Annotated in this window: 14 protein-coding genes; 5 read left to right on the top strand and 9 right to left on the bottom strand. The window is 64.5% G+C overall.

Annotation, left to right across the window (positions count from 1 at the left end; genetic code table 11):
* Positions 1-562: 562 nt before the first annotated feature.
* The 8 genes from ABD719_RS15090 to ABD719_RS15125 all read right to left on the bottom strand — a co-directional run bounded on the left by ABD719_RS15090 (position 563) and on the right by ABD719_RS15125 (position 7249).
* Positions 563-814 carry a hypothetical protein gene (locus ABD719_RS15090; RefSeq protein ID WP_192129443.1) on the bottom strand — a complete coding sequence of 84 codons (252 nt, stop codon included), beginning with the start codon at positions 812-814 and terminating at the stop codon, positions 563-565.
* 111 nt (positions 815-925) lie between these two features.
* Entirely contained in the window at positions 926-3949 is a 3024-nt protein-coding gene (gene mobF, locus ABD719_RS15095; RefSeq protein WP_344694207.1) for a MobF family relaxase, read from the bottom strand.
* A complete protein-coding gene (locus ABD719_RS15100; RefSeq protein ID WP_344694208.1) occupies positions 3946-4755 on the bottom strand; it encodes a hypothetical protein in 810 nt (269 codons plus the stop codon). The genes mobF and ABD719_RS15100 overlap by 4 nt, the downstream gene beginning before the upstream one ends.
* Positions 4752-5069 (bottom strand): hypothetical protein, encoded by a 318-nt coding sequence (locus ABD719_RS15105; RefSeq protein ID WP_344694209.1) that lies wholly within the window; start codon positions 5067-5069, stop codon positions 4752-4754. Before ABD719_RS15105 ends, ABD719_RS15100 begins: the two co-directional genes overlap by 4 nt.
* Before the next feature lie 251 nt (positions 5070-5320).
* Entirely contained in the window at positions 5321-5626 is a 306-nt protein-coding gene (locus ABD719_RS15110; protein ID WP_344694210.1) for a hypothetical protein, read from the bottom strand.
* Between the two features lie 4 nt (positions 5627-5630).
* Positions 5631-6461: a hypothetical protein gene (locus ABD719_RS15115; protein ID WP_344694211.1), complete on the bottom strand. Its 831-nt coding sequence runs from the start codon at positions 6459-6461 to the stop codon at positions 5631-5633.
* Positions 6462-6513: 52 nt separating this feature from the next.
* The gene (locus ABD719_RS15120; protein ID WP_344694212.1) at positions 6514-6981 is read right to left on the bottom strand and encodes a hypothetical protein; all 468 of its coding nucleotides are present in this window, start codon (positions 6979-6981) and stop codon (positions 6514-6516) included.
* Positions 6962-7249: a hypothetical protein gene (locus ABD719_RS15125; protein ID WP_344694213.1), complete on the bottom strand. Its 288-nt coding sequence runs from the start codon at positions 7247-7249 to the stop codon at positions 6962-6964. The genes ABD719_RS15120 and ABD719_RS15125 overlap by 20 nt, the downstream gene beginning before the upstream one ends.
* Positions 7250-7327: 78 nt before the next feature.
* Between ABD719_RS15125 and ABD719_RS15130 the strand changes: the two genes are divergently transcribed.
* From ABD719_RS15130 to ABD719_RS15145, 4 genes are all read left to right on the top strand, one after another.
* Positions 7328-7585, top strand: coding sequence for a helix-turn-helix domain-containing protein (locus tag ABD719_RS15130; protein ID WP_344694214.1), 258 nt, complete (start codon positions 7328-7330; stop codon positions 7583-7585).
* Between the two features lie 575 nt (positions 7586-8160).
* Positions 8161-9312 carry a replication initiation protein gene (locus ABD719_RS15135; RefSeq protein ID WP_344694215.1) on the top strand — a complete coding sequence of 384 codons (1152 nt, stop codon included), beginning with the start codon at positions 8161-8163 and terminating at the stop codon, positions 9310-9312.
* Between the two features lie 166 nt (positions 9313-9478).
* A complete protein-coding gene (locus tag ABD719_RS15140) occupies positions 9479-10681 on the top strand; it encodes an AAA family ATPase (RefSeq protein WP_192129468.1) in 1203 nt (400 codons plus the stop codon).
* Positions 10682-10760: 79 nt separating this feature from the next.
* Positions 10761-11771: a ParB/RepB/Spo0J family partition protein gene (locus tag ABD719_RS15145; RefSeq protein WP_192129470.1), complete on the top strand. Its 1011-nt coding sequence runs from the start codon at positions 10761-10763 to the stop codon at positions 11769-11771.
* Positions 11772-12014: 243 nt separating this feature from the next.
* Here ABD719_RS15145 and ABD719_RS15150 read toward each other — a convergent pair whose 3' ends face one another.
* Complete coding sequence (locus ABD719_RS15150; protein ID WP_344694216.1) at positions 12015-12680, bottom strand: recombinase family protein; 666 nt, start codon at positions 12678-12680, stop codon at positions 12015-12017.
* A 207-nt stretch (positions 12681-12887) separates the two neighbouring features.
* On the opposite strand from ABD719_RS15150, the gene ABD719_RS15155 reads away from it, so the two are divergent.
* On the top strand, positions 12888-13220 hold the full coding sequence (locus tag ABD719_RS15155; protein ID WP_344694217.1) for an ArsR/SmtB family transcription factor: 333 nt from the start codon (positions 12888-12890) through the stop codon (positions 13218-13220).
* Positions 13221-13227 lie beyond the last annotated feature (7 nt).

A 13227-nucleotide genomic window follows, 5' to 3' on the forward strand; every position in this document is an offset into this window, starting at 1 on the left:
CCGCAAGCCGGGCCAGAAGGTGGAAGGCGCGGAGAAGCCCGCGCCCAAGGCGAAGCGTGGCGGCAAGGCCGCCCTCGATGCCGCCAAGGAGACGCTCGGTACCGCCGAGTGAGATGCACCCGGGGGTGGCAATGCTACCCCCGGATCAATGCCGACGATCGCCGGGCCGTTGTATTCGGCCTGACCGTAGCTGAAGTGCCGCAGGTGGTGCGCAGGGCGGCCGCCAGGCGGTCGATCGAGGCGGCAGCGACCCGCCGCCCCAGGCCAGCCCCCACCGCGTTGCGACCCCGAATTACGCGCTTATCCCCCCGCCTCGCCCGCGAGCTTCTTTGGTCGCTTTCGGTGCAGCTGGAAGCCGGCGTCATCGCCGCTGGCGGTGGCAAGCTCAGCCGAGGCGGCCCGCCAGTCGGCAACGAAGCGCGCGGCATAGCCGGCGCCGCTGCCGCCCGCGCCTGCCCTTCATCGATCCAGGCCCGCCACGCCGGCTGGGTCCGACCACCTGCGGTGTTACGGCCAAGCTCAGGACTGCGATCGAGCACCGTCCTGACATCCTCGGCGCCGTTCAGCCGCAGTTGGTCAGCCGGTCAGCCCCGGCACGCATGGCGCGGACGTCGTCACGGTCCGGCCATTCGCGCTGCTGGTGCGCGGTCTCCACCGCGATGAAGGCATGGGCATAGTCCCGGATCGCCGCCATCTCACTCACACGCGGGTCAGGCAGCTGGATCCGCGCCTCGCCGACGGGAGCGACCGCCACCGTGCTCGGCGTAGTGACGTCGCTCGCCGCGGTCTTCTCGCCGCTCTGCTTGCTGGCCACCTTTTCGAGCCGCTGGCCGCACGCTCCTCAATCCAGGCATCAGCCGAAGCGGGCAGGCCAAGGTCGGCGATCATGGGCGCGCTTGCCCCGATCGGGAGGAGGTAGCTAGAACTACATGTCCATGTCAAAGTCGCGAGATATCTCGATCTCGAGCTCCTTACGGCTCGGTGCGATTGGCTCGACCTGCACGATCGCGACCGGTTCGGGCACGAGCAGGACCGGCACCGCAACGATCTCTTCCTTTCCGATCGCCTGCAAGGCGGCGCTCATCGCATCCAGCAGGCGCACGTCCCTGCTCTCGGCACTTTCTGCCACAATTCCTGCCGGGGCCAGTTCACCCGTTGTCGGATCAAAACGTTCCCCGCCAGACGGCGACAGTTCGGGTGCCAGATCGAGCGCGTGCGGCACATCGCCACGGTGGCCCTCGATCGCCGCGACCAAAGCCACCCGGTCGTCGGTGTGCAACGTCATGTCTTCGCGTGCCCGGGTCTGAAGGACATAGTACAGGCTCTGACTGTTGAGCAGGCGGTCGTGGCTGTCCATGACCGTGATCGCCCGGTCGACGGTGATCCCCTGCGCCCGGTGCATGTTGAGCACCGCGCCGTGCCCGAGCCGCTCGCGCATCGGATCGTCCGGCGCGATCACATGGTCGCGGTCGCGACCTGACAGATGCAGCGTGCCGCCCTCGATCCGGTCGAGCCTGACTGCGGTGCCGTTGGTCATCCCGCGCGCCTTGTCGGTACCGGTGAAGACCAGCCGGTCACCCTCGCGTACCTCGATTACGCCTGGCACCGCTAGCGCGGCCCCCTGCCCGGCATGGTGCAGGCTGCGCGGATCGAAACGTCGGGTATCCCCGTCACGATCGAGCCGGACGATCCCGGTCCCCCGCTCGGTCGCGCCGACCGTGTACGCGCCCGGTACCAGTCCGGCCTGATGCCGGTAGATGTCAAGCCGCATGCCCTCGGCCCAGTGCCGCGACTGGCGCAGTTCCTCGCGGGTCAGGTTGAGATTGTCCCAGACCCTGAGCGTGACGGCATCTGGGCCGAGCAGACCTTCGGCCATCAGTCCGTCCCGCACCGCGCCGAGCACTGCCTCGCGCAGCACATGCCCGGAGGTCAGCAGCGCGGTGCGTTCACGCTCCCCAAGCGGCAGAGCGAGATATTCCGCAACCGCGGCCGCGGCCGGATCGGCGCTCTCGCATACCCGGTCGCCCAGCAACGCCACGGTGTCGCCGATGCGGCCCTCGCGAGCCAGCAAGGCAGCCTCGCGCAGCGTATCGGTCTGCTGGCGGCGGTTTTCGGCGAGGCGCACCGTCGGCATGCCGGCCTCCTGCAGCAACGCGAACGGTCGCCCCGCCCCGGGCGACGCGATCTGCCTCACGTCGCCGACCATGACCAGTTTCGCCGCCCCGCCTGCCCGCACCACATCGATCAGCCCGGCAAGCTGACGCGACGACACCATCGAGGCCTCCTCCAGCACGACGATCTTGCCCGCCATCAGTGTGGACAGCGCCTCGCTCGCACGGGCGCGACCATCGCTGCGACCGTGCGCCTGCAACACCGATGCGAGCGAACGCATCTCGAGCCCGCGCCCGGCCATCTCTTCCATCAGCTTGTTCTGCGGCACCAGCACCAGAAGCCCCACCCCGCCTTCCGCGCCCGCCCGGCTGACCGTCTCGAAAAGGAAGGATTTGCCGCTGCCGGCATCACCCTGGATCAGCTGGATGCGGTCGGTGCCGGCCAGCATCGCCAACCCCGCCTGCCGCTGCTCGCCTGCCAGCGTCACCCCGTGCGCCCCCGCCACGCGGGACAGCGCCGCATCCGCCATGCCTGTCGCCATCGGTGGTGCGGCGGTGCCGACACCGGCGCGCACCGCAGACAGGATCGTCTTCTCGGTCGCGAGCATGTCGCGCGTCGTCAGGCGGTCGGCATGGACACTGCCACGAGGCCCCGCGATCAGGACACCAGCCTGCCGCAGGGCATCGATCCGCGCCTCTATCCCGCGTACGGTCGCCCCCTTTTCCGCCATGGCGAGGCTGGCGGTGAGGACATCACGGTGTTCGAAGCTCGCCGCCCGCTCACCAAGGTGTCGGACGCCCGCCGCGACCGCATAGGCACTGGCGAGATCGCCGCCACGGCGGGCATCGTCCAGACCGCGCAGCAGCGGCTCGGGGCTGGGCCCGAACCCACGCGTGACCCGCTCCACCAAAGCGGCCCCCCAGTCGCGTACCGCCGCCAGCGCTGAACGCGGTCGCACCATATCGTGCGCGGCCTGCGTCACGCCGTGGATCGCCGGCCCGTGCACCACCGCCTTCTGCACCCACAGCGCGCGCGCCGCCTGCGCGTCGCCCGCCTGCTTGGCGTCACGAGAGCGAGTAGCGATCTGCTCCATCGCCCGCGGCGAGGTCAGCCCGAGTTCGGCTGCCTTCTGCAGGATCTCCTCGCGCCGGACGCTGAACGTCTCGATCACGTCGCGAGGGATACCGAGGATGTCGAACTGGCCGTGCTTGCCGTTGATCTCGGTCTCATAGCCGAGCTTGCCCAGTTCGAGCCGCAACTCGGCATGATAGGCAGCACCGATCAGCGCCGACTGCTTCCACAAGGGGCGGTTGTTGAGGGCCACCCATGACCCATCAGCACGCAGCCCCGCGTTGACCACCACGGCGTGGGTGTGAAGATGCGGATCGAGCTTGCGGCTGAGATCGTGCTGGAACAGCGCATAGACCATCCGTGCCGGCTGCAGGGTCTCGCCGCCCTTGCTCGAACGCGCCTGTCCGAACCGTGCCTCTGCCCATGCCATCGTCGCGGATACCGCTCTGGCATGTGCTGCGACGACGCGCGCGTCACCGCCGATCAGCGCCACCAGCGATACCGATTTAGGCGCATTGAAAGTGAGGTCGAAGCCGGGATTGCGCGTGCCGTCGCCACCGGCTGCGATGACCACGCCGCCCGGCAGCCGGCCGTCCAGCACGGCGTTGAAAGCATCACCGTCGACATGGCCGGCAAGTCCGAGTTCGGCCGCCCCCTCCCCGCCCCAGGCGGAGGGTCCTTCCTGCTCGCCGGTATAGTAGTTGTCTGCGGCATAATAGGCCGCTGCGTCACCACCTCCGGCCAGACCGGCGGGGCGGACGGTCATAGCTTCCCCGGCACGTACGGCGGCATCGACATCCGGCAGTTGAACCGGCGCTTCACCTCCCGCGTATGCGTCGTGCAACGCGTGTAGTCGGAGCGGAATTGCGGGTCGTCGAGCAGCGCCTTGGTCTGGGCCATGAGCCCACCTGTCGCCCGGTCGTCGCCGGCGAGTGCGTAGGCGGCACCGACGGTAGTCGTCTCACCCACCAGCCGGATCGCCAGCCAACGCGCCAGTGGGGTGCCAGCCAGCACAAAGGCTAACGCCACGAGACCTGTTAATGTGCTCAACACACCCGCCGCAAAAGCCCAGCGCCGGCCTTTGTGCCAGTCGCGTAAAAGGACCATCTCATCTTTCAGGGCATCGATCTTTTTGGCCAGTTCCCTGTTGCCGTTCTCGAGCAACAGCGTCTGCGCATTCTGCGCGGTTTGCTGGGCGGTTTGCATCGCGGCGAGCCGCTGGGTCTGCGCCGCATCCTGCTTGCCGAGCATGTCGCGCAGATGCCCGGTTCCGCTGCTTTGCCGCACCGTCTCGATCGCTTTCGGTACATCGTCCGTCACCCGCTTGATAAGTGCGTCGATGCGCCTGGCGCTGTCCTCCGGCGAGCCTGGTTCCGGCTCGTCCGACAGGGTCGGCTGCGCACCGCGCTGATGGCGAACCGCGGCATCTGCCTGACCGCGATGCTCCGTCAAGTCGCGGACGATCTGGTCGATCAGATCACGTACCGTGATACCCTGTCGGCGTGCCTCTGTTTCAAGCTGCGCGTGAGCTTCGTTCGAGACGTCGATGCGCAGGCGCCTGGGCTCGCTCATCGCCGCAACCGCTCGCGCGCCTCGGCCTGCATCCGCGCCGCCAAATCGCGCCCGCGCTGCCGCATGTCGGCGAGCCTGGCCTTGGCCTCGGGACCACGTCCGGCCTGCGCCTCGACCATCGTCTCCAGCCCTGCGCGTAGCTTGGTCAGCTGGTCGAGCAGGATCTCGTCGAGCGGCAGCAGTTCGTCGTCGAGCGCCCGCACCAGCGTATCCGCCACCCAAGCGCTGCGTTGTTTGCCGACCTGCGCGGCGCGGCGTTCGATGCCTGCCAGCTGCTCCGGTAGCAGATAGACCGTGATCGGTACGCGCGCCATGGATACCCCCGTTTTCCCCTTCCGGCGACCGTGCATTGCGTCATCCCGGCACACAAGCATGTGAGCAGAGCATTGTCTGATTATTTGCCGGAAACCTCAGAGTATCTGCTCTGTCCAGTGGTTGGTCCACGTGGTCCACGCACAGAGCGGAGTATGGACCGTTTAGCCGTAGCCCTTGTTTTTCGACGCTTTTCCGCACCCGCCAGGGTGCATCAGGTGTGCTCCCCTACCCCTTGCTCATTCTGATGGCGTCACTGGTCGATTTGGTGACCTCGACATCGTTTTTGGCATCCCGCAGAGCCTTGGGCCGGCGTGACAGCCGGCCAGTAGACCATATCTGCCCGGATTATCCGGGCACCCCCGCCATCCGGTCTGTCGATCGATCGGTCGAATGTGGCGGGACGCGGCTGGCTGGGCGGTCGTTCGAACTTGATCTCGATCTCCCCGACACCCGCCATGTCGAGGGCGTCGAGGATGCTCGCCGAGGGGCCGCGAAGCGGATCTCCGTCGTGCAGTAGCGGCGTCTCAGGCATCCGGTCGCGGTGATCATCAGTCATGCATTTATCCTGTTAGCCAGCGGCCCGGATCGTCGTCGGGATCGGCCGCTTGCGCGTCCAGCCATGCCGTCGCTAAAGCGGCGAACTGTACGTCATCCAACGTCTCAGGTGACAGCACCTGACGGTCGCGCACGGCGCGCCGGGTCAGCGCGATCAGATGGGCAAGCCCGGGCGTGTCGAAGGGGTCGTTGACCGCGAGTTCGCGGTGACGGTTTGCGGCGGTGATGGCGAGATGGAAGATGCGGTCAGACGGCCCCGCCGGTGCCGGTTCGGGACGGTTGAAGAAGTCGATCGCATCGGCATGATCGAGCAGCGCCGACCAGTCCGCCGGCGCGATCTGCGACACCGACCGGACATCCTCGTGGTATCGCACACCGTGGGGGCTGAACCATCCCGAAACGCCGCAGACGATGCCGTCCCCTGGATGCTCGTTTTGCCGATCGGCGGCCGGGTCAACCTCGTGGTTGAACGCGGCACTTTCTGATGAAACCGGCGAGGCCGCGACAGCGTCGCGAGGCGTGTGCGGCACGTCCTCGATCCCCATCGTGCGGCGCGCGGAAAGGCAGGCGCGGGCCAACCTGATAAGCACGGCCACCGCAGGGTCTAGGAACGGCTCCGGAAAGGCCAGCAGGCGCACTCTGCCACCATGGCATAGCTGCATGTGCCAGGTCCGGCTATCGGAGCCTGTAGCCCGGCTGCGAGGCTCCTCGCGCGTGAAGAACGCCGCAGCATCGGCTGCGCGAAGCAGCGTCACGACCCGGTGCGGATCAAGCACACCGAACGCGACGGTCTGCTCGGTCGCAAGGTTGGGGGAGTCGCTGCTTCCGCCGGACACCCGGACACCCTGATACCGACGAGGTCGCCGGGACGGTACGATCGCGAAATCGTCATACCTGTCTCGCGGCATCGTCGAGACGAACACCTTCGGCCCGCAGCCTACCCTTGCGCCTCGCGTTCCACGCTATCTGCACCGCATTGGCCAGATGGCCGCGTTCGATCCGGTAGCCGGGGTCATCACCGTGCAGGATGGTGAGGTGCGTCAACGCTTCCGCGAACACCGCTTCACCGACCGCGGCACGGACGCCGCGCAGCCAGCGTGGCGAGGCATAGGGGTGGCGACCAAGCCACCAGCCCCGCGCCTGCTCGAGTCCGACCGGTACCAGCCAGACGGTAAAAAGAGCCATCGCCAGGATCGCGGCGCGTCTGCCGCCGAACAGTGCCAGCGATGGAATCAGCCAGCTGAGCGGCGCAGCGAACAGCGAGATGCTGAACGGCACCACCGCCAGCCGGCTGACCTCGAAGCGTGCCAGCAGCCGGTCGAACCACGGCACCACATCAGTCACGCCAAGGGTCATGCCCGCCTCCCACGCCGGTTGGAAACGGATCGTGCCCGCCACTGTAATGATCGTCGAACGACGATCCCGCACGATGCGGATCGTGATGCCAGCTATCGTGACCGTAGCTGGACAGATCGGTGCCGAACGGGTTGCCGGCAACGTCGACCCCGCCGGTCATCGGTAGCCCCGTGGCGGGGTTGATCGTCGGGGTATCACCCGCTGCGGATCCTGCGATGGACGTGTGCCAGTCATCGAAGAACGACGTGATGCGATTGTACAGTCCCATGAGGTGCGGCCTCCTTGTGACGATGGCGCGAGGATATACGCTTTCCGCATTCTCATCAACCCGCGCTAGTGCGCTGTCATGCCTGTTTCCCCTGCCCTACCCGAACTTCATGCGCGCATCGTCGCCGCGCTGACCCAGGCGCGGCATGACGCGAAGCTGCGGCAGGTCGATCTGGCGAAGCGGCTCGGCTGGCAGCAGGCCTATGTGTCGCGTTACGAGACCGGCGAACGAATGCTGGCGGTCGATGAATATGTCGCGGTCACGCGCGCGCTCGGCGTCGATCCGGTGGCGTTGCTGGCTCAGGTGTTGGACGGCGAGGATGGCGGCATGGATTGAGACGGGACGTTTGCCCCCTCTCTTCTTGCTCTCTCTGGGGTCTTGGGTTGTCATGCGGCATTTGTCCGACCGGGCTCGGTTCGGTCGCTACATCCTTCAAGAATCAATCTAGAAAAATGCCGCTGCTCGCAGCGGAAGGATTCGTGATTCTAAGTGATTCAGATTCGCGACCGAAAAATGGTTGCATCTCAGTGGGTTGCGCGCATTTGCCTGACCGCCTGGGGGGGGGTGGCTGACCGATCGGGGGCCGAAGCCTGTCCGGACGGGGGAACTGACCTGACCAGCCGGGGCATTCCTGACCGGTTGGGGGCCGGCCGATAATCGACGCCGTACGGTCAGTTTGTTGATAGATATTGGGGTGCGGACCATCGGAAATACCCGTTCCCGCAGACCAATCTATGGACCGGTACGACCCGGCGCAAATCGCTGAGTTTTGCGCAGCGCAGCAATTCTATTGTCCTGACCGATTGGGGGTATCCGCCACGCTGATGATCCTGACCTGACCTGACTTGACGGAGGAGGTCAGGTCAGGCAACAATCATGTTCCCACGATTTAACTTCGATCGCAGCATGGCATGGAAAACGACGCTGGCCAACTAACGGTGGCACATCAGGAAACGATCGAGGAAGCATTGCCTGGTCGGTCGATGCGCGTCGCTGCGGCGCTGCGGCTGAAAGGTGGCGACGAATTCGTCAAGCCAGGCTCGATTATCGAGGTGAAATTCGTAAAAGGCGAGTCGCTCAGCCTGACGGCCTCGCGGTTGTTGGCGCTAATGATCCTGACGGCTGGTGGCGATGCCTGGGAAGACCGTCCCCACCGGATGCGCAAGGCAGATATTCGCCGCGGCCATAAGGGAAACGAGCGCATTACGGAAATGCTCCAGGAGCTTCACCGCACGCTGTTCGCCGTCGATGACAGGTCGTGGCGGGGGAAAAAGGCGACGACACTCTTCTCGCTGATCTCACGGTCGAAAGAGGAGACGGAGGAAGATGGCGGGCAGGCGGGTTGGATCGAGTGGGAGTTCACCGCCGACGCGCGCAAGCTGATTCAGGCATCTGAGACCTATGCGGTGCTCAATCGGCAGGCTGTGCTGGGGTTTCGGTCGAACTACGCGCTGCGCCTTTACGAATTGGGCGCTTTGCGTCTGCATCGGCGGCAGGCGACCTGGAAGGGCGATATGGCGGCGCTTCGAGCTGCATTGGGTATTCCTCCGGATGTCTACACGGACTTCGCGCAGTTGCGGCGCAAAGTGCTGGAGAAGGCCAAGGCCGAGATCGACCAACTTGCCCATTTTCGCGTGGATTGGCGGGAGATTCGGCAGGGTCGCACGGTCGCGGAGATCGAATTCCGGTTCGAGCCAAAAGGCGCTCCCGAGGTCATCGAGACCATCGGGGAGCTCGATCGTCATTCAACCGGCCGCAAGCAGCGTCGGGATGGGACAATCGAGACGGTGACGGTCGGGCAGGACGCTTTGGCGGCTCCGGCAAAGCCAGCGGACAAGCCGACTGGCGAGACACAGACGTTCCCGTCAGGCTCGATCCGGTTCGGTTATGACGATCTTTTTTCGATCGGCCGGTCTTACGGCGGCGGCTGGGACGTTGACCTTATCGCGTCGGGCTTTCGCGATCATATGGGCGAGCGGCTGACCAAATTGCGGGGGGCCAAATTGGCGGCTGCATGGAAGGGTTTTTGCGAAAGCTGGGTGACCCGGCGGGGCCGCGCCTAAAGCGAATTGCACGCGTGCAATTCCGGTGATCCCCCACCGAGTCAGGATAGGCAGAACTCGGTCACCGCAGCCGCCAAACTAAGCGCCGCACTTTCGAAATCCGCGAGTTTATTGACCGAAAAGCGCAAGTGAGTGTAGCGTAGCTCCGATTTCGAAAGGTGGGCCCGTGTCGAACAGTCTTGAGCTAGAGGATGCCGATCGCCTCGTGTCGGTTGCGACGCTGGCGAACCGAACGTCCACCGTGTTGGAGAGACTGCGCGATTCCGCCCGCAGCGCACGTGCCGATGACCGGCGGGAGCCCACTTTTACAATTAGCAAAGCCGCCGAACTTGTCGGCCGAACTGCCGCGGCGATTCGCGACGCCGAGAAGGATGGGCGGCTTCCCGAACCTGCCAGAACCGACAACAATCGCAGAGAGCGCTACACGCTAGCCCAGCTCAACGATATGCGTGGCGTCTTCGGAACGCGACCCTATCGCAGTCCGGAAGATCCCTGCTGCGTCGTCGCCGTCCAGAACTTCAAGGGCGGGGTGGGAAAATCGACGCTCGCGGTCCACCTCGCCCAATATCTCGCGATTCGTGGATACCGGGTCGCGTTGATCGATTGCGACAGCCAGGCGTCCGCCACGACGTTGTTCGGCTATGTGCCGGACCTCGATCTGACCGAGGACGATACGCTGTACCCATTCCTTCGTGAGAGTGAGCGGTCTTCACTCGATTACGCGCTGAGGAAGACCCATTTCGATGGGCTGGAGCTGATCCCGGCGAACTTGCGGCTGTTCCAGTCCGAATACGAGCTTGCGGCGCGTATGGCACGAGGCAGCGGGGCCCTGCTCGATCGGCTTCGCGAAGGCATTGAGAGCATCTCCGACCGCTTCGACGTAATCGTGATGGATCCGCCGCCTGCCCTCGGCGCGATTTCGCTCTCCGTTCTCCGGGCCGCAAATTCGCTGGTTGTTCCTGTTCCGCCGACCGTCATGGATTTCTCGTCGACAGCGGCGTTTCTGTCGATGTTGGACGAGACAATCGAGCAGCTGGCCGAGCGCGGATTAGCACCGGAACTACGGTTTTTACGCTTCGTGGCGTCGAAGGTCGACGAGAACAAATCGATGCAGAAGGAACTGCTGAACCTGATGCGGACGCTGTTCGGGCATGCGATGGTCCGAACCCCGCTCAAGGATTCAGCCGAGATCGACAACGCGACTGCGCGTCTCATGACCGTCTATGAGCTTGACGGGCCCGCGACGAGTTCGGCGGTGCGCAACCGCTGCCTGGCATATCTGGATGGTGTGAATTCGGAAATCGAGGTGGATATCCGGTTGATGTGGCCAAGCCACCAGAAGCGACTCCGCCAAGAGGCGTTAGCATGATGCGGGATAATTGCACGCGTGCAATTTGCCATCAGGACAGGAGTTGCACGCGTGCAATTTGGGGGGAAGGGAGGCTCTCATGAGCAGAAAGAACAGCGGCTTCGCCGCCGATCTCACAGCGGGGATCGATCTCACCAGCGAGGCAGCGCCCCGTCGACCCAGTATAGCGACGAATGTGCTGACCGGTCGATCGAACCGCCTGGCTGAACTGACCTCTGGCACGGTCGTGAGCCGCACCCACGAACTTGTCGACCCGGCACGATGCCGAATGTGGGTCGGGCATAATCGCGAGTACAGCTTGCTCAGCGAGCAACGCTGCGAGGATCTGATCGAGAGCATGAAGGCGCAAGGGCGCCAGGAGATGCCGGCAATCGTGCGGCGCGTCAGTGGCGATCCGGACTATGATTTCGAGGTGATCTGCGGCGCGCGTCGGCATTGGACGATCAGTTGGCTTCGCTCGCACAACTATCCCGAATTCAAGTTCCTGATCGACGTGCGTGAAATCGGCGACGAGGAGGCGTTTCGCCTTGCCGACATCGAAAACCGGGCGCGCGACGATCTCACCGATCTGGAGCGGGCAAAGGACTATCTACGCGCGCTCGGCACCTATTATGATGGCCGACAGAAGACAATGGCCGAGCGGCTGAAGGTCAGCGAAAGCTGGCTGACGCGCTACCTTGATCTCGCGCGGCTTCCCGATGAGCTGATGGTGGCATTCAAGCAGCCACAGGAGCTCGGGATTCGCAATGCGATAGCGCTGAAGGCGTTGCTGAAACCGGACGATCGGCGAACGCGAGCGTTTCGCGAGGCACAGCGCCTCAGGGCGGCGCAGGACGAGGCCGGAACCCCGATGCCGGTACTCGAGGTGATCAAGGCGCTTAGCATCGCTACTGACCCCCCCAAGAGGTCAGGATCCCCCAAGAGGTCAGGCTCGGTGGAGACCGTCGCCAGCGAAGGCGGCAAGCCGGTGTTGCGGATCGAGGGTGCTGATAGGAAGGGCGTCCGCCTCACGCTGTTGAGCAAAGGCGGAGCGTCTCGCGAGGACGCCGAGAAAGCGCTTCAGGAGGTTCTGGATCGTCATTGGTCGTAAGCGACGCTCAGCGGCCGGTAGGACAGCCTAAGACATCGACCGGCTTGCAGTTGCATCAGGCCGTCGCCGCGCTGCAGAGCGGCGTACCAGTGCGCCTCGTCGCGCCCATGTCCGTGCCGGGCAGGGAAACTTCGAGCACCTATTTTCTCGAAATGTGTTCCCGATTGCTCTTTCCCGAAACTGACTGGTCGAGACGGAGAAGCGGGAAACATCGAAGGCCTGATTGAAAGTGAATTCCGTCGCTTAGACGGTCCCGTCGACAGCACTCGGATCAACGCCCTTGGCGTCTGCCATTCGTTCGTCTTTCAGGCGGCGAGCGATCTTGGCGAGCAGCGTCCGGCTGCAGCTAGTTCCGGTCATGATCTCACGCCAGCTATGGCCATCTCGTAACGACCGAGCGATCGACGCATTACGCGCGGTGTTCTCGACGCGACCTTTGTAGAGACCTGCGGCTCGGGCACGGCCGACACCTTCGGCCTGCCGACGTCGACGATCGTCGTAATCCTTGCGCGCGACCGCGGCGAGGACATCGAGCATCATCGCGTTCACCGCCGCGAACATCCGGGCCGTGAAGTCGTCGGGGGTGGCAATCAGGTTCCAGGACGTCGGCAGGTCGAGTGACACGATCCGGACCTGGCGCGCCTCGATTTCCGATCGCAACTTGCTCCAGTCGGCCGCGCTGAGCCGGGATAGCCGATCGACCTGCTCGACCAACAACACGTCCCCCGGACTGCAGTCGTCCAGCAGCCGGAACAGCTCCGGCCTGGCAAGGCGAGTACCACTTTCGTGTTCGACATAGCGCGCTGCGATACGGAACCCATGTGCAGCGGCGAACGCCTCCAGGGCCGCGCGGGCGCGGGTGGCGTCCTGTTCAGCGGTCGATGCGCGTAAATAGGCACGAACGAACATGCTTCAGTCCTTTATAAATGGTCTGTTGATGTCCAGTCTTTTTTGAAATGTCTTTTCACAAAAAACGGACCGGTCGGGCGCCAGTCTGCCAGAAGTATACCCAAAAGGCACCGACGAAAATCCTCCGACGTTGATGCTTGGAAGGTGAGGGGCGTTTGCGGTCAGATATAACCTTGCCGCTTGTAACATATCCGCTATGCTAGATATATGGAAAGCACAGATGCTATCGCAGCCTTAGGTGCGCTCGCACAAGGGACACGCCTCGATGTGTTCCGCCTGCTGGTGCGACATGAGCCGGACGGCATGGCTGCGGGTGATATCGCCCGCCAGCTCGACGTGCCGCAAAACACCATGTCTGCGCACCTTGGCATTCTCGCCCGCGCTGGCTTGGTCCGGTCCGAACGCCATAGCCGATCGATCATCTATCGCGCCGATCTAGACGGCCTGCGCGCGCTGATGCTCTTCCTTGTCAAGGATTGCTGCGCGGGCAACGCGGAGCTGTGCGCGCCGCTCGTCGCCGAACTAGCCCCCTGCTGCTGAAAGGACG

The organism is Sphingomonas cynarae, assembly GCF_039537815.1.
GTDB lineage: Bacteria > Pseudomonadota > Alphaproteobacteria > Sphingomonadales > Sphingomonadaceae > Sphingomonas > Sphingomonas cynarae.